The 16,790-nt window shown below is 68.0% G+C and carries 13 protein-coding genes, 1 tRNA gene and 1 pseudogene; 9 read left to right on the top strand and 6 right to left on the bottom strand.

Annotated features, from left to right (window positions below; all coding sequences use genetic code 11):
• Window positions 1-70 precede the first annotated feature (70 nt).
• From ACFWBU_RS11985 to ACFWBU_RS11975, 3 genes are read right to left on the bottom strand one after another with little or no spacing between them, the layout of a single operon-like run.
• Entirely contained in the window at window positions 71-1,219 is a 1,149-nt protein-coding gene (locus ACFWBU_RS11985; protein ID WP_169622482.1) for a sulfotransferase, read from the bottom strand.
• Window positions 1,220-1,231: 12 nt separating this feature from the next.
• Window positions 1,232-2,020, bottom strand: coding sequence for an SDR family oxidoreductase (locus ACFWBU_RS11980; protein WP_169652776.1), 789 nt, complete (start codon window positions 2,018-2,020; stop codon window positions 1,232-1,234).
• The gene (locus ACFWBU_RS11975; protein WP_378528362.1) at window positions 2,017-3,183 is read right to left on the bottom strand and encodes a hypothetical protein; all 1,167 of its coding nucleotides are present in this window, start codon (window positions 3,181-3,183) and stop codon (window positions 2,017-2,019) included. The genes ACFWBU_RS11980 and ACFWBU_RS11975 overlap by 4 nt, the downstream gene beginning before the upstream one ends.
• An 82-nt stretch (window positions 3,184-3,265) precedes the next feature.
• Between ACFWBU_RS11975 and ACFWBU_RS11970 the strand changes: the two are divergent.
• From ACFWBU_RS11970 to ACFWBU_RS11950, 5 genes and pseudogenes are all read left to right on the top strand, one after another.
• Window positions 3,266-4,203 (top strand): annotated as a pseudogene (locus ACFWBU_RS11970) (helix-turn-helix domain-containing protein).
• A gap of 127 nt (window positions 4,204-4,330) precedes the next feature.
• The gene (cysD, locus tag ACFWBU_RS11965; protein WP_169652779.1) at window positions 4,331-5,287 is read left to right on the top strand and encodes a sulfate adenylyltransferase subunit CysD; all 957 of its coding nucleotides are present in this window, start codon (window positions 4,331-4,333) and stop codon (window positions 5,285-5,287) included.
• The gene (gene cysC, locus ACFWBU_RS11960) at window positions 5,287-7,125 is read left to right on the top strand and encodes an adenylyl-sulfate kinase (protein WP_378528361.1); all 1,839 of its coding nucleotides are present in this window, start codon (window positions 5,287-5,289) and stop codon (window positions 7,123-7,125) included. The genes cysD and cysC overlap by 1 nt, the downstream gene beginning before the upstream one ends.
• A complete protein-coding gene (locus ACFWBU_RS11955) occupies window positions 7,122-8,252 on the top strand; it encodes a 3'(2'),5'-bisphosphate nucleotidase CysQ (RefSeq protein WP_378528360.1) in 1,131 nt (376 codons plus the stop codon). The genes cysC and ACFWBU_RS11955 overlap by 4 nt, the downstream gene beginning before the upstream one ends.
• Before the next feature lie 52 nt (window positions 8,253-8,304).
• Window positions 8,305-9,294 (top strand): MBL fold metallo-hydrolase, encoded by a 990-nt coding sequence (locus tag ACFWBU_RS11950; RefSeq protein ID WP_378528359.1) that lies wholly within the window; start codon window positions 8,305-8,307, stop codon window positions 9,292-9,294.
• A gap of 69 nt (window positions 9,295-9,363) precedes the next feature.
• Here the strand turns inward: ACFWBU_RS11950 and ACFWBU_RS11945 are convergent.
• The 3 genes from ACFWBU_RS11945 to ACFWBU_RS11935 all read right to left on the bottom strand — a co-directional run bounded on the left by ACFWBU_RS11945 (window position 9,364) and on the right by ACFWBU_RS11935 (window position 11,121).
• Window positions 9,364-9,439 (bottom strand) — tRNA-Arg (locus tag ACFWBU_RS11945).
• 111 nt (window positions 9,440-9,550) lie between these two features.
• Window positions 9,551-10,255: a DUF305 domain-containing protein gene (locus ACFWBU_RS11940; RefSeq protein ID WP_169622490.1), complete on the bottom strand. Its 705-nt coding sequence runs from the start codon at window positions 10,253-10,255 to the stop codon at window positions 9,551-9,553.
• 2 nt (window positions 10,256-10,257) lie between these two features.
• Window positions 10,258-11,121 (bottom strand): DUF3105 domain-containing protein, encoded by an 864-nt coding sequence (locus ACFWBU_RS11935; RefSeq protein WP_169622491.1) that lies wholly within the window; start codon window positions 11,119-11,121, stop codon window positions 10,258-10,260.
• Window positions 11,122-11,277: 156 nt separating this feature from the next.
• Here ACFWBU_RS11935 and argS point away from each other — a divergent pair, with 156 nt between their 5' ends.
• Genes argS through thrC form a run of 4 tightly spaced genes read left to right on the top strand, consistent with a single transcriptional unit; the run spans window position 11,278 to window position 16,761 of the window.
• A complete protein-coding gene (argS, locus tag ACFWBU_RS11930; RefSeq protein ID WP_169622492.1) occupies window positions 11,278-12,930 on the top strand; it encodes an arginine--tRNA ligase in 1,653 nt (550 codons plus the stop codon).
• Complete coding sequence (lysA, locus tag ACFWBU_RS11925; protein ID WP_378528358.1) at window positions 12,927-14,348, top strand: diaminopimelate decarboxylase; 1,422 nt, start codon at window positions 12,927-12,929, stop codon at window positions 14,346-14,348. Before argS ends, lysA begins: the two co-directional genes overlap by 4 nt.
• The gene (locus ACFWBU_RS11920) at window positions 14,345-15,673 is read left to right on the top strand and encodes a homoserine dehydrogenase (RefSeq protein WP_378528357.1); all 1,329 of its coding nucleotides are present in this window, start codon (window positions 14,345-14,347) and stop codon (window positions 15,671-15,673) included. The genes lysA and ACFWBU_RS11920 overlap by 4 nt, the downstream gene beginning before the upstream one ends.
• The gene (thrC, locus tag ACFWBU_RS11915) at window positions 15,670-16,761 is read left to right on the top strand and encodes a threonine synthase (protein ID WP_378528356.1); all 1,092 of its coding nucleotides are present in this window, start codon (window positions 15,670-15,672) and stop codon (window positions 16,759-16,761) included. Before ACFWBU_RS11920 ends, thrC begins: the two co-directional genes overlap by 4 nt.
• The last annotated feature ends 29 nt before the right edge of the window (window positions 16,762-16,790 follow it).

The following is a 16,790-nucleotide window of genomic DNA, read 5'->3' as shown; positions in this document are numbered from 1 at the left end:
CCATCATCCCATGCGGGAACGCGCAGGTAGATCGGGCACACCGGGGGCCGGTCGGCTTTGTGCAACAGGCTCAGCGGTACGCATACGAGGGGAATCGCTCGTCGACGTCGCGCACCGACAACCCGAACTCCTCGAGTGTGTACTGATGGGCGGGTTTCCGGGCCCCGTTGCGACTCTCGTCGTGCAGCGATGCCATCGCGCGTTCGGCGCCGGCGGTGAACGGGATGCCGAACCGGTCGTACAGGGCGCCCACGCTGCCCAACGGGTCCGCCACGAAATCCCGGTAGTCGACATCGACGAATCGGGCGGGATCGTGACGGGCGCGTGCCCGGGTGAAGTCGTCGAAACCGCGTGCCCACAGGTCGAGCTGACTGCGGCCGATCGTCTCACCGGTGAAGGCCTCGGACCATCCCTCGGTGGCGTGCGCCGCGAGGCTGCACACGGACGGAATCACCGTCCGGGGGTCGCGGTGTGTCACCACGATCAGTGCGTCCGGGTAGACGGTGAGGAGTTCGTCGAGCGCGAACAGGTGACTCGGATTCTTGAGGACCCAGCGCTTGTCCGCGTCGGGAAGCCCGATGAGCTGGAGGTTCTTGCGGTGCCGGGCGTAGGCGCCGGTCCAGTCCTGCCCGGCGAGCCAGCGCGAGTACGTCGGCAGATTCGCGAGGCATTCGTACGAGATCGACCGGAACGACTGACGGAGCAGCTGCCAGCATTCCTCCACCTCCCCGGCCGACATGTAGTGCACACCCATGAACTCGGGATGCTCCACGTGGTGCTGGGCGAAGCCGGCCTCGATCCCCGCGAATACCGGGTTCTGTTCCCAGGTCTCACGAGGCGGCCGGGGCTGGGGCATCTCGGTGAGCCACATCTCGAGGCCCTGATGCGCCGGGTCGGCCGCCAGGAGGCGGTGCAATGCGGTGGTGCCGGTGCGAGGCAGACCGGTGACGAAGATGGGTCGGGTGACCGGAACGTCCCGGTGCTCGGGATGCTGCGCCCAGGCGGCTTCCGAGAGCAGACGCGCGACCAGCGCACCACGAAGGAACACCCGCGACATCTTGCTGCCGAGCGGGGTGAGTGTTTCGTCCCGCGCGTACGACTCGAGCAGTATCTCGAGTGCCTCGAGGTACTCGTCCTCGCCGAAATCCGTCAGGCCCGTCATGCGCGTCGCCGAGGCATGCAGGTCGTCGGTGGTGCCCACGGTGGTGCGTTCGCTCATCTCGTATCCCGTTCAGTGGTGGTATTCGCCGCAGTTGACGTCGATGCACTGCCCGGTGATCGCCGACGCCATCGGTGACGCCAGGAAGATCACCGTGTCCGCGATCTCCTCGGTGGTCGGCAGGCGCCGCAGGTCGGAGGCCGCGGCGGTGTGCTCGTAGATCTGCTCGACGGTGGTGCCGTACTTCCCGGCCTGGTGCTCGAAGTACCCTCGAAGGGTTGGTCCCCAAATGTATCCCGGGGCAACAGAGTTGACCCGTACGCCGTGCGGCCCGAGTTCGGTGGCGAGGGACTGCGACATCGCCAGCAGCGCCGACTTCGCGAGTTTGTAACTGCCGTAACGCTCTTGGGAATGACGCAGGACCATCGAGTTGATGTTGACGACCGAACCGTCCGATTCGGTGAGCGCGGGCGTGAACGAGCGGGTCAGCCGCAGCGCAGCGAGCACCGTCAGCTCCACGCTGTCACGGATCTGCTGGAAATCGGTGTTCGCCAACGGCTTCATCGACGGAACGGAGAATGCGTTGTTGACGAGAGTATCGACGCGACCGAACTCGCCCTCCGCCGCGTCGACCAGTTCCGAGACGGAATCGTCGTCGGTGATGTCGGTCGGTACCGGCAGCGCGCGACGTCCCAGCGCCTCGACTTCCGCAGCCACCTTCTCGAGCCGTTCACGGGTGCGGGCGGCAAGGACGACGTCGGCACCGTGCGACGCACATCGCAGGGCGAGGGTGCTTCCCAGGCCGGGCCCCACACCGGAGATGACGACGACGCGATCCTCCAACAAGCCGGCGGCGCTCATCCGAGCATCCGATCGGCGACGGCAGCCTGACGTGCCCCGATGCGCGCGGCCCAGTCCTCGGGGGTGATGCGGTTCGACTCGTGGAACGGCAGCGCGCCGGGCAGTTCGTCGAACGGGACGACCTGTGCCACCGGTCCGTCCGCAGAAGAAAGCTCGCGATCGAGCCGGTGCCAGCGGAACTGCAGGATGCCGCGGCTGCGCCCGAGGGTTTCCACCCAGTTGGTGAGCCCGGGATTGCGGGCCGACACCACGATCCGGACCATCCCGTCCGGATCGACCTGTGCCTGAGTGTTGTTCAGCGATGTCTGGTGATGGATGTACTCCAGCGAGATGTACCAGAGGCTTCCGATCTGGAAGCCCAGATACGGTGCGTCGGTCGCGGGCAGGGTCAACACCATCGCTTCGTCGTCGGCCAGGTCGAAATGACCCACCGACGAGTACTGGGTGTCGAGCCCGCCCGGTGTCCGCCGCGGTTCGGTGACGGTGTTGACCGGAAGCTTCAGGTAGAACCACTCGGGGAACTGCAGCCACGTCTTCACTCGCGAGACGAGGGCGCGACCGGCGCGCTCGTACCGTGTCACCGCATCCTGGCGGGTGGGCTCGGGAGGTGCCGTGCCGAGGGTGTCGAGGCGGTCGATCCGCAGGGTGCCGCGTCGCTGCGTCCAGTCGCTGTAGACCTCCCGGACAACGAGCTGGGACGATCCCGCCGCGAGCGTGAAGTAGTTGCGATCGGGATCGCATGGCCCGGGCCCGAACCGGACTTCGAAACTGCCGTCGTCCTCGATGCGCAGGGCGCGGTCGTCGAAGGCGGTGACGTTGCCGGGTACCGCGGCATCGGTGTAGTTGCCGGCAAGAACCTGGAAACTGAGGTCGCACGTGGTGCCGCGACGTCCGGTGACGACGTATTCGGCGTTGTCGCGCACCACCGCACCCCAGTACAGGGTGTCCGGGTTGTCGAGGCCCATCTTCGCGTACGGGCCGGTGCCGGTGACGAACACGGGATGGGTGCTGCTGTACGCCCACGTGGCGTGGACACACGCGGCGATCCCTCCGGCCAGGTAGCCGTAGCCCTCGGTGAGGTCGGCCTCGGTACGGATGTGCGGGGCGGTGGCGACGATTTTTTCGGCCTCGGCTATCGCCGCGGTGAGTGGATCGGTGAGCACGTCGATCTCCTGTGGTCCATATATGTACCGCTGCGGTAGTCTCCGGTGCGCCGACGATAGAACGTGTTCCAGGGAGGGGTCAATGGTTCGTCGCAGTGACAGCGGCGAAGCGGGGATCGGAGTGCCCCTGCCGGGTGCCGCTCGACGTTCGCCGCCCACCGAGCGTGTCGTGCAGGTCCTCGATCATCTCGTCGCCCGGCCGGGTCTCAGGTTCGGACTCTCGGAGCTGGCGCGCGAACTCGGGCTGAGCAAGCCGACCTGCCTGGGCATACTCACCGCACTCACCGACGCGGGCTACCTCATCCGTGACCCGGCCGACAAGTCCTACGGCCTCGGCCCGGCGCTGATCGTCGCGGGCCGGGCCGCGCAGCGGGGGTTCGCGTCGGGACCGGTCGCACACCGCCACTTGGCTGCCCTGAGCTCCGAGTTCGGTGTGATGTGTACAGCGTCGGCGGTGGTCGGCGACCGGATCGCGATCCTCGACGTGGTCGGGGGAGCCGGCGCCGCCGCGGCCGCCCGCGTGGGGGAGGTCTACCCTTCGCGCCGCCGGTCGGGCTCATGTACGTGCTGTGGGATACCGACGAACGTATCGAGCGGTGGCTGCGTCGCGAACCGACCCTGCCGGTGTCCGTCGATCGCGCACACCTGCGGCGCGTGATCGAGGAGTGCCGCCGCACCGGCTATCTCGTCGAGTCGCTCACCCGCGGCGGCCGGCGCCTCTACGCGCTGATGGCCGGTGTGGTGTCACACGACCTGGCCCCCGATCTCCGGGAGATGCTCGCAGAACTGGTGTCGAGTCCGGGCGAACGAGTGCTGCTGCCCGCCGATCTGGACACGGAACGCACACATCCCGTCAACCTGATCGCCGCGCCCGCCTTCGACCCGGACGGTCATCAGTCGCTCGTGCTGGCACTTCATCTCGAACGGGAGGTCGACCGCGCGGAGGTCGAGCGATGCGGATCGGCATTGCTGAGAGCCGCCGAGGCCGTCACGGTGGACCTCCGGGGCCGGCGTCCGTAGCGAGATCGGGCGTCGACAGCGAGATCGGGGCGTTGACCCGGAATTGAAACTCGTTCTATTCTGTGGCAGTCCTTTTCGACCGACTCGGTACAAATATGGACCGAGAACTCCGGGCTGGGAGCGCACGATGACGACGGTGCCGCCACGACGACCATCTCGGGACGGTGCACGTCGGGATCCCTCCTACGAGCTCAGCCTGCTCGGCGCGCTCGAAGCCGAGTCCGTGCACATCTTCCGCGAGGTCGCCGCGACCTTCGCGAGACCCGTGCTGTTGTTCTCCGGCGGCAAGGACTCGGCGGTGATGCTCCACCTCGCGACGAAGGCGTTCTGGCCGGCGCCGCCGCCGTTCCCCGTCCTGCACATCGACACCGGACACAACTTCGACGAGGTGATCGAGTTCCGCGACCGGACGGTCGCGCACCGGGGAGTTCGCCTGGTGACCGCCTCGGTCCAGGATGATCTCGATGCCGGACGGGCCGTGGAGGACGCCGGGCCCCGCGCGAGTCGTAACCGGCTGCAGACCGGAACCCTTCTGCGGGCGTTGAGGGACGGAGGATTCGACGCCGTGTTCGGCGGCGCCCGCCGCGACGAGGAGAAGGCGCGCGCCAAAGAACGCGTCTTCAGCCTGCGCGACGAGTTCGGGCAGTGGGACCCGAAGGCCCAGCGCCCCGAACTGTGGCACCTCTACAACGGCCGGCACCGCGTGGGCGAGCATGTCCGGGTCTTCCCGCTGTCGAACTGGACCGAACTCGACATCTGGCGATACATCCGGGACGAGCGCGTCGACCTGCCGTCCCTGTACTACGCCCACCGGCGTCCGGTGGTCGAGCGAGACGGAATGCTGCTCGCGCACACCCGTTTCCTCACCCTGCTGCCCGGCGAAACCCCCCGCGACACCCTGGTGCGATTCCGGACGGTGGGCGATGCGACCTGCACCGGATGCGTCGAATCCGCGGCCACCACGGCCGACGAGGTGGTCACCGAAGTCGCGGCGAGCCGCGTCACCGAGCGAGGCGCGACCCGCGCCGACGACCGCATCTCCGAAGCCGGAATGGAAGACCGGAAGAAAGAGGGTTACTTCTGATGCCGGGTCCGCTGCGCATCGCCACCGCCGGCAGCGTCGACGACGGCAAATCCACCCTGATCGGACGGCTCCTGTTCGACTCGAAGGCGGTGTTCGAAGACCAGCTCGACGCGGTGACCCGCACCAGTCACGACCGCGGTGCCGACCGCGCCGACCTGTCGCTGCTCACCGACGGCCTGCGGGCGGAACGGGAGCAGGGCATCACGATCGACGTGGCCTACCGATACTTCGCCACGGCGAACCGGACGTTCGTCATCGCCGACACTCCGGGCCACGAGCAGTACACCCGGAACATGGTCACCGGCGCGTCCACCGCGGATCTCGCGCTCGTCCTCGTCGACGCCCGCAACGGCATCGTCCGCCAGACGCGCCGCCATGCCTTCCTCGCCGGTCTGCTCGGCGTGCGCCACGTGGTCCTGTGCATCAACAAGATGGACCTGGTGGACTGGTCGCAGCAGCGGTACGACGAACTGTGCGACGAATTCCGGCAGTTCGCGACAAAACTCGACATTCCCGATCTCACGTTCGTTCCCGTCTCCGCGCTGCACGGCGACAACGTCGTGTCCCGGACGGCGAACATGCCGTGGTACGAGGGGACTTCGCTGTTGCACCACCTCGAACAGGTGCACGTCGCGTCCGACACCAATCTCATCGATGCGCGCCTGCCCGTGCAGTACGTGATCCGGCCGGCACACAGCGGCGATCGTCCCGGCTTCCGCGGATACGCCGGGACCGTCGCGGGCGGCGGATTCGCGCCCGGAGACGAAGTCGTGGTGCTTCCCTCCGGCTTCGGCACGCACGTGCGCAACATCTGGGGACCGGGCGGCACGGCGCTCGATCACGCGTATGCGGGCGCCGCGGTGTGCATCGACCTCGAGGACGACCTCGATGTGGGCCGCGGGGACATGCTGTGCAGGCCCAACAACCGGCCACTCGCCGGACGCGAGATAGACGCGATGGTGTGCTGGCTCGACGACCGCGCCGCGCTGGAACCGGACGCCCGCTACGTCCTGCTGCACACCACTCGGTCCGTCACCGCGCGGGTGGTGCGTCTGGACTACCGGCTCGACGTCGATACCCTGCACCGCGACGAGACAGCCACTTCCCTGGCTCTCAACGACATCGGGCGGGTGCAACTGCGAACGCAGCAACCCTTGTTGTTCGACCCGTACCGGCGCAACCGGACCACCGGCAGTTTCGTACTCGTCGACGACAGGACCGGCAACACCGTCGCAGCCGGGATGATCACCGGCCCGACTCTCGGTGAGGCCGGGGTGGTGTGGCACTCGGCGGAAGTCGCGCGCGCCGACCGGGGACGATCGGGTGCGACCGTGTGGCTCACCGGGCTGTCCGCGTCGGGCAAGTCCACGGTGGCCGTCGAACTCGAGCGCCGCCTGATCGCGCAGGGCATCCCCGCCTACCGCCTCGACGGTGACAACCTGCGGCACGGACTCAATTCCGATCTCGGGTTCGGCCCGGCCGACCGGGCGGAGAACGTCCGCCGCGTAGGAGCGGTCGCCCAGATGATGGCCGACGCCGGCCTGGTCGCGATCTGTGCGCTCATCAGTCCGTACCGCGCCGACCGCGAACGCATCCGGCAGCAGCACGAGGACGCCGGCATTCCGTTCGTCGAGGTGTTCGTCGATACACCGCTGGCGGAATGCGAAGCCCGCGACCCGAAAGGCATGTACGCGCGCGCCCGGGCGGGGGAGCTGACCGGGTTCACCGGAATCGACGACCTGTACGAACCGCCCCGTGCCCCGGAGCTGGTCCTGCGCCCCGGTGACGGCACCGCGACAGCCCAGGCAGCGCTCGTCGTGCAATTGTTGACGGCATGACCGACGACGCCCACCACGAAGACGCCCGGCTCGCTGCCGAGATTGCCTCAGGCGCAGGAGAATTGTTGTTGACCGTGCGAGCGATCGAGGGTGATGCCCTCGGTGGTCGTGAGCTGGGCCGTCGCGGCGACCACGCGGCCGACACCTACATCCTCGAGAGGCTCGCCGCGGCGCGTCCGGGGGATGCGGTGCTCTCCGAGGAATCCGCCGACGATCCGTCCCGGGTGGACGCGGACCGCGTCTGGATCGTCGACCCCCTGGACGGCTCGAAGGAATACGGTATGCCCGGCCATAGCGACTGGGCGGTGCACGTCGCACTGTGGGAAGCCGGTAAGGGGCTCACCGCGGGAGCGGTCGCACAACCGGCCATCGGCGTCGTACACAGCACCGACGATGCGGCGCCGGCACCGCGACCGATGCGCCGGCGCCCCCGCATCGCCATCAGCGGAAGCAGGCCACCCGCGTTCGTGTTCGACCTCGCACGCGACCTCGGTGCGGACCTGATCCGGATGGGGTCGGCCGGCGCGAAGGCGATGGCGGTGGTCCGTGGAGAGGCCGACGCCTATATCCACGCGGGCGGCCAGTGGGAATGGGACTCGGCGGCACCGGTCGCGGTCGCACAGGCCGCGGGCCTGCACTGTGCCCGGATCGACGGGAGCGCACTGGAATACAACCGCCCGCACCCATACCTGCCCGACCTGGTGATCTGTCGCGCCGACTGGGCGCCGGCCGTGATGGCTGCTCTCGCCGAGCATGCCACCGCGCCCGGGGAGAGCCCGCGGGTGGCGATGGCCCGTGCGTACATCCGGTCCCTCATCCGGCACGACGCCACCGACGTGCGTCTCGCGGCAGATGCGTGGCGGGTGGAGAACGGGCAGCGCACCGGCGACAGCGGCGCGGAGATCCGTCACCGACTCGAACACGGCGCCGAGTACCTGCCCATTCGGAGGGTGCGCGACCTGCAGTTCCACGAGTGGCACCACAGCGTCGTCGCACGCTTCGTGCTCGATGTCGCAGCGGGTCCGACGTCCGAGACGTCCGTGTCGGTCACCGAGCACTTCGAGATTCCGGCGGGGGAGATCCGCTCGATCGTGGCGATCATCGAACCCCTTCCTCAAAATAGTTGAACCTTTTGTGTAGCTTCGATCGGAAGTCACACTTCTTTGGGAGGAATCACGGATGACCGAAGCGCGCGATATCGGAGACGGCATACATGTCGTACCGGTCCCGGTGGCAGACCTGCCCGTCGGAGACACCCAGGTCTACGTGATGGAATCGCCTGGCGGAGTGGTCCTCGTGGACGTCGGATGGGACGACGACAGGTCCTGGGCGGACCTGCAGGCCGGGCTGGCGGTCGCCGGGTTGTCGGTGACCGACGTCGAAGGCGTGGTGGTCACCCACTTCCACCCCGATCACGTGGGCCTCACCGGCAGAATCCGTGAGGCGTCGGGGTGTTGGGTCGCCATGAACGAGGCCGATTTCGCGCACCTCGAGGCGATGACCTCCGGAGCCGACCGGAGCGCGGAGGAGGCGGAATTGCTGCGCCGCGCCGGGGCGCCCGAACCCGAGATCGAACGGCACAGGGAAACGGCGGTCTACCCGCCCGGCCGTCCGGACATCCTTCCCGACCGCAAACTCGCGGCGGACGAGGTGATCCCCCTGGCGGGCCGCTCGTTGCGCACCGTCCTGACTCCGGGGCACACGGCCGGCCACGCGTGTTTCCTTCTCGAGGACCACGGAGTGCTGTTCAGCGGAGACCATGTGCTGGCCACCACCACCCCGCACGTCGGTGAATTCGACTTCCCGCTCCCGGAGCGCGACGCGCTCGGCGAGTATCTGGACTCGCTGCGGGCCGTGTCGACACTGCCCGTCCGGCGGACCCTGCCCGCGCACCGTCAGGAGATCGACGATCTGCCCCGCCGGGCCGGGGAACTCATCGCGCACCACGACCAGCGCCTCGACGACCTCTACGACGCGTTCGGCGACGAAGAACTCACGCTCTGGGAGGCCACGTCGAGGATGCGCTGGTACCGCCCGTGGGACGAGACGCCCATGCAGGGCAAGAAGATGGCACTCGCGGAAGGGTCCGCACACGTGCGGCAGCTCATCGAGCGAGGCCGGGTCCGCCGACTGCCCGGCACCGAACCGGCCCGGTTCGCGCGCGCCTGACGAACACGCCGCCACCCGGCAGCAGAACGACGACGGCCCCGCTTCGAAAACGACGCGGGGCCGTCGTGGTGGTGCCCTCGGCAGGATTCGAACCTGCGACTTCTTGCTCCGGAGGCAAGCGCTCTATCCCCTGAGCTACGAGGGCAATCCGGGCCCACCGGCTGACCGGCGGTGCGGAGCTAGCCTAGCGCATTGCGCGCTCAACTCCACATCCGCAGGTCAGCGCGATAATCCGGGCCCGAGGTGTCCACGATGATCAGTTCATCGGCAACGGTTGACCGCCGCGCTCGGTGAGCATGGACGTGATCAACTCGGATTCACCCGTCTGGGTGTCGACCATCTTCTGGGCGATGTTGCGCACCACATCCGTGCTCGCGTACTGAGCTCCGTACTCCATCATGGGCAGGCCGCCCTGGTGGTGGCGCAGCATCAGCTGGAGGAAGAGCACATCGAGTTCGGGGCCGCGTGCCGCGCGCAGTGCGGTGAGCTCCTCGGACGATGCCATGCCCGGCATCCTGCTCGCCCCGCCCGCCGCGTGCGCGGCGTCGTCCGACCCGTGGCTGTGTCCGTCACTCTCGGCCATCCACGTCATGTAGTCGCCGACCGGGAGCAGCGGGCGACCCCACAAGCTGAGCCAGCCCTGCATCTGACCGACCTGATTCTGCTGGGTGGTCAGGATGTCGTACGCGAGGCTGCGCACCCGGTCGTCCTCGGACTGCGTCACCGCGACCGCAGCCATCTCGATCGCCTGGTTGTGGTGCACCGACATGTCCTGCAAGAACCCCGCGTCGACCGAATCCGCTGCCGGTGTCGCAGGTGCCCGGTCCTCGAGCGGGATCCGTGCGAGGAACCCGGCGAGAAATCCCACGGCGACGGCAGCCACGGTCAGAAGCGCCAGAAACAAGCGCCCGTGCCCGCGGTCGGTGCTCTGCTCGGTCCGGTCGGCAGTGACGTCGCTCATGGTCAGCTCCCGGCCGGTACCTGCATGTCGGTGGGGAACTGTCCGGCACCACCGGCAGGGATCTGCTCGGTGCCGTCGACGGTGCCGCCATCCATCGGGACCGCATCCGGGCCGGGCTCGGACGCATCGAACGGCGGCGGGTTCGCGGGATCGAACGACGCGGGAAGCGTCGAGCAGCTGGCGCCGACCTCGGGGTAGGCGTACTGGTTCAAACGAAGCGACGCGATGAACTGGTCGATGCGCTCGTCGTCGGCGCTGTCGACCTTGAGCTGGTGACCCCACGACTGCAACGAGATCGGGGAATCGAGACCGGGGTACGGCGACATCATCGTGTAGGTGCGGCCGTCGACCTTGCCGGCGAGTGCGTCGCGCGCGGCGTCGTCGACCAGATCCGGGTTGTAGGCGATCCACACGGCGCCGTGCTCGAGCGAGTGCACCATGTTCTCGGTCCGGACGGGCTGGTCGTACACGGTGCCGGTGCAGGTTGCCCACACCGAGTCGTGCGGCCCACCGAACGGCGGCGAGTAGTCGTACGCCACCCGCTGCGCGGGATCGACGTGCTGGCCCGCCTCGTAGTCGACCGTGACGACACCGTCGATCGCCGAGGAAGGATCCTGATTGGACTCGGACGGCGACCACGCCGCCATCTCCTGCTGATTCTGGTATTTCGGCACGATGCTCACCGCGATGACCGCGATCAGGAGGACGACGAGAGCGACGCCTCCGATCATCACCCACGGGATCTGGCGTTGGGAAGGCACGCCGCGCGAACCGCGGCTCTGCTTCTTGGCGGCCTGGATGGCCTTCGACGACTTGGCTCCGGTTTTCTTGTTACCGGACCCACCACTGACAGAACCGCTGGGCATCGCTGGTTGCTCTTTCGACGGGCGGACAAAGAAGATGCGAGCCGCCGAAGCGCGCACGCAACGACAACTCTACGGGCGTCGCGGTGACAGCGGCCCCGGCGTCGGCTATGGGGGAGCGTCGGCGGCCCTTCGGACGAGCCAATAGGATGAATACCTGTGACTCCTTCCGACCTTGCCGAATTGCTCCACGGAACCGCCGCGACCGTCCTCGCCGATCGTGGTCTCGACGTGTCCGTCCTCCCCGAGACCCTTACCGTCGAACGCCCGCGCAACCCTGAGCACGGCGACTACGCGACCAATGTCGCCATGCAGGTCGCGAAGAAGGCCGGAGTCAACCCCCGTGAGCTCGCGACGTGGCTCGCCGAGGCGCTCACCGCCGCCGACGGCATCGACTCGGCCGAGGTCGCCGGTCCCGGCTTCCTCAATATCCGCCTCGCTGCCGACGCGCAGGGAGCGATCGTCGCGAAGGTCCTCGACGAGAACGACGCGTACGGCGCCGGGGACGACCTCGCCGGTAAGAAGATCAATCTCGAGTTCGTCTCGGCGAACCCCACCGGACCGATCCACCTCGGTGGCACCCGCTGGGCAGCCGTCGGTGACGCGCTCGGCCGGATCCTCACCGCACAGGGCGCGGAGGTCACGCGGGAGTACTACTTCAACGACCACGGCACCCAGATCGACCGCTTCACGCGGTCTCTGGTCGCATCGGCGCTCGGCGAGCCCGCCCCGGAGGACGGATACGCCGGTGCATACATCGTCGACATCGCCGACGAGGTGCTGAAGCAGCGCCCGGACGTGCTGGATCTGCCCGACGCGGAGCGCGACGAGGTCTTCCGCTCGATCGGGGTCGAGCTGATTTTCGCCCACATCAAGCAGACCCTCCACGAATTCGGTGTCGACTTCGACGTCTACTTCCACGAGAACTCGCTGTTCGAATCCGGAGCGGTCGAGAAGGCGGTCGAGACACTCAAGGCGTCCGGCAACCTGTACTTCTCGGACGGCGCGTGGTGGCTCAAGAGCACCGATTTCGGAGACGACAAGGATCGCGTCGTCATCAAGTCCGACGGCAACGCCGCCTACATCGCCGGCGACATCGCCTACTTCCAGGACAAGCGGTCGCGAGGCTTCGACCTGTGCATCTACATGCTCGGCGCCGACCATCACGGCTACATCGCGAGACTGAAGGCAGCCGCCGCCGCGTTCGGTGACGATCCCGACACCGTCGAGGTCCTCATCGGTCAGATGGTCAACCTGGTGCGCGGCGGCGAGACCGTCAAGATGAGCAAGCGGGCAGGCACCGTGATCAGCCTGGACGACCTCGTCGAGGCGATCGGTGTCGACGCTGCCCGCTACGCGCTCGTGCGTTCCTCGGTCGATCAGAGCATCGACATCGATCTCGAACTGTGGACGAGCACCACCAGCGAGAACCCGGTGTACTACGTGCAGTACGCGCACGCCCGGCTGTCTTCGATCGCACGCAACGCCGCCGATCTCGGGCTCGGCACCGAAGGCGCCGACCTGTCGCTGCTCACCCACGAGCGCGAGGGCGACCTCATCCGCACCATCGGCGAGTACCCCCGTGTCCTCGCCAAGGCTGCCGAACTGCGCGAACCGCACCGCGTGGCCCGCTACCTCGAGGAACTCGCCGGCACCTACCACCGGTTCTACGACGCCTGCCGCATCCTGCCCCAGGGCGACGAAGAACCCGGCGCCCTGCACACCGCGCGCCTGGCGCTGTGTGCCGCCGCGCGCCAGGTGCTCGGCAACGGCCTCGGACTGCTCGGCGTCTCCGCTCCGGAGCGGATGTGAACGCGCACCCGGCCGGGCCCCGGCACGCAGAGATTCCCCACGCCCCGACCCTCGCGGAACGTCCCCGCGACGCGGGTGAACTCAACAAACTCCATGCGCACGTGTGGCCCCGCAACGCGAGTCGCGGCGACGACGGTGTCCTGCAGATCGCGGGAGTGCCGGTCACCGACCTCGCCGAGAAGTACGGCACGCCGCTGTTCGTCGTCGACGAAGACGACTTCCGGTCGCGGTGCCGCGAGATCGCCGAGGCGTTCGGCCCGACGGCACGGGTGCATTACGCGTCGAAGGCGTTCCTGTGCACCGAGATCGCGCGGTGGGTCCACCAGGAGGGGTTGTCGCTCGACGTGGCGTCCGGCGGTGAACTCGCGGTCGCGCTGCACGCCGGCTTCCCCGCCGACAAGATCGCCATGCACGGCAACAACAAGTCCGTGCACGAACTGCGCAGCGCAGTGGGCGCCGGTGTCGGTCACATCGTGCTCGACTCGATGGCCGAGATCGACCGCCTCGACGAGATCGCCGGTGAGCTGGGTGTCGTGCAGGACGTCCTCATCCGGGTCACCGTCGGTGTCGAGGCACACACCCACGAATTCATCTCGACGGCGCACGAAGATCAGAAGTTCGGTCTGTCGCTCGCCGGTGGCGCGGCCATGGCCGCCATCCGCCGCGTGTTCGCCACCGGCAACCTCCGGCTCGTCGGGTTGCACAGCCACATCGGTTCGCAGATCTTCGACGTCGACGGATTCGAACTGGCCGCGCATCGCGTGATCGGACTGCTACGCGACGCCGTCGCCGAGTTCGGACTCGACCGGACGGCGCAGATGAGCATCGTCGATCTCGGCGGTGGCCTCGGCATCTCGTACATCCCGAGCGACGACCCGCCGCCGGTCGCGGACCTTGCCGCGAAGCTCACCGACATCGTGCGCAACGAGTCGGCCCTCGTCGGCCTGCCCGAACCCACGATCGCCGTCGAACCCGGACGCGCGATCGCCGGACCGGGCACCGTGACTCTGTACGAGGTGGGCACCGTCAAGGACGTCGGAGTGGGGACGGGCCACACCCGCCGCTACATCAGCGTCGACGGCGGAATGAGCGACAACATCCGCACCTCGCTCTACCAGGCCGAGTACGAGTCGCGGCTCGTCTCGCGGGTCAGCGACGCGGAACCCGTCGTCGCCCGCGTCGTGGGCAAGCACTGTGAGAGCGGTGACATCGTGATTCGCGACGCGTGGATGCCGTCCGACGTGGGCGCCGGTGATTTACTGGCGGTAGCGGCGACGGGTGCATACTGCTACTCGATGTCCAGCAGGTACAACCTGCTGCCTCGTCCCGCCGTCGTGGCTGTCAAGGACGGCGTCTCGCGTGTCCTGCTACGTCGGGAAACCGTCGAAGATCTGCTCAGCTTGGAGGTTACGGAGTGACCAACTCAACGGTGACCGATGCACCGGGGCAGCGCCCCGTCGGTGTAGCGGTGCTCGGCCACGGCACGGTAGGAGCCGAGGTCGTGCGGATCATCCGTGATGATGCTTCGGACCTCCGTGAGCGCATCGGCGCCCCGCTCGAACTGCGCGGGATCGCGGTGCGGGACCTCTCCTACGACCGGGGCGTGCCGGCGGAACTTCTCACCACGGACGCCGAGGCGTTGATCACCCGCGACGACGTCGACATCGTCGTCGAACTGATCGGCGGAATCGAACTGCCCCGCACTCTGGTGCGTGCGGCACTCGACGCCGGCAAGTCGGTCGTCACCGCCAACAAGGCGCTGCTCGCCGCGTACACCGGTGAACTCGCCGAGGCTGCCGAGTCGCACAACGTCGATCTCTACTTCGAGGCCGCGGTGGCCGGTGCGATCCCCGTCATCCGTCCTCTGACCCAGTCGCTCGCGGGTGACCGGGTCGACCGTGTCGTCGGCATCGTCAACGGCACCACCAACTTCATCCTCTCCGCGATGGACGACACGGGCGCCGACTACGCCGAGACACTCGCCGAGGCCGGCCGCCTCGGGTATGCCGAAGCGGACCCCACCGCCGACGTCGAGGGCTACGACGCCGCGGCCAAGGCCGCGATTCTCGCGTCGATCGCCTTCCACACGAGGGTGACCGCCAGCGACGTGTACCGCGAAGGCATCTCGAACATCACGGCAGCGGACCTCACCTCTGCCCGCGCCCTGAACTGCACCATCAAACTGCTCGCACTCTGCGAACGGGTCTCCGATCCCGACGGCAAGGACCGCGTCTCGGCCCGGGTGTACCCCGCCCTCGTACCGCGTGAGCATCCCCTGTCGACGGTGAGCGGTGCGTTCAACGCGGTCGTGGTCGAAGCCCAGTCCGCGGGACGGCTCATGTTCTACGGCCAGGGAGCGGGCGGCGCCCCGACCGCGTCCGCGGTGATGGGCGACGTCGTGATGGCGGCCCGGAACCGTGTGCACGGTGGCCGCGGACCGCGCGAGTCCCGATACGCGAAGCTCGATATCGCCCCGATGAGCGACATCGTGACGCGGTACTACGTGAATCTGCAGGTCGCCGACCGTGCCGGTGTGCTCTCGGCCGTCGCTGCGGAGTTCGCGAACCGCGGCGTCAGCATCTCCGCTGTGCGACAGGAGGGTGCCGCAGAAAGCGCCCGCCTGGTGGTGCTCACGCACCGCGCCACCGATCGGGCGCTGGCGGACACCGTCGCCGCGCTCGACAAGCTCGAATCCGTTATTGCTGTGACCAGCGTCCTGAGACTGGAGGGATCCGCCGAATGAGTGCGGCCGAAAAAAACACTGCTCCCGTGCACACCCCGTGGCCCGGGCTGATCGAGGCGTACCGCAGTCGCCTCCCGATCGGTGACGGCTGGAAGACGGTGACGCTGTGCGAGGGCGGTACGCCGCTGCTCCCGGCCCCCCGGTTGTCGGAGATCACCGGGTGCGACGTCTACATCAAGGTCGAGGGCCTCAACCCCACGGGGTCGTTCAAGGACCGCGGCATGACGATGGCCGTCACCGAAGCACTCGCGACCGGCAAGCAGGCGGTGCTGTGTGCGTCCACCGGCAACACGTCGGCGTCGGCGGCGGCGTACGCGTCGCGCGCCGGGATCGGCTGCGCGGTGCTCGTGCCCCAGGGCAAGATCGCCATGGGTAAGCTCGCACAGGCGGTCATGCACGGCGCGAAGATCGTTCAGGTCGAGGGTAATTTCGACGACTGCCTCGAACTCGCCCGCAAGACCACCGCCGAGTTCCCGACGATCGGGCTCGTCAACTCCGTCAACCCGGTTCGTATCGAGGGCCAGAAGACCGCGGCGTTCGAGATCGTCGACGCACTCGGCGACGCACCCGACGTGCACGTGCTGCCCGTGGGCAACGCCGGCAACATCACCGCGTACTGGAAGGGCTACTCCGAGTACTTCGCGGACGGCCTGAGCTCGCGCAAGCCCCGGATGCTCGGTGTCCAGGCAGCCGGTGCCGCCCCGCTCGTGCTCGGGCACCCGGTGAAGGAGCCCGAGACGATCGCCACAGCCATCCGGATCGGTGCACCCGCGTCGTGGAACGGTGCGGTCACCGCGAAGGACGAGTCCGACGGCGCGTTCCGCGCGGCCACGGACGAGGAGATCCTCGAGGCCTACCACCTGCTCGCGAAGTCCGAGTCGATCTTCGTCGAGCCCGCCTCGGCAGCATCGATCGCCGGCTTGCTCGCGGCCTCCAAGGACGGATGGCTGCCGCGCGGACTGCGGGTGGTGTGCACGGTGACGGGCAACGGCCTCAAGGATCCGGACACCGCGCTGCGCGACGTTCCCGTCGTCGAGCCGATTTCGGTCGATCCCGTCGCAGTGGCGTCGGCGCTCGAGTTGGTCTGAGTTGACCGCCACGGCTTCCTCTGTTGGGA

The sequence above is a fragment of the Rhodococcus sp. NPDC060084 genome, assembly GCF_042730335.1.
GTDB lineage: Bacteria > Actinomycetota > Actinomycetes > Mycobacteriales > Mycobacteriaceae > Rhodococcus.
Note: the sequence above shows the minus strand (reverse complement) of the source record. Positions and strands in the feature narration are given on the sequence as shown.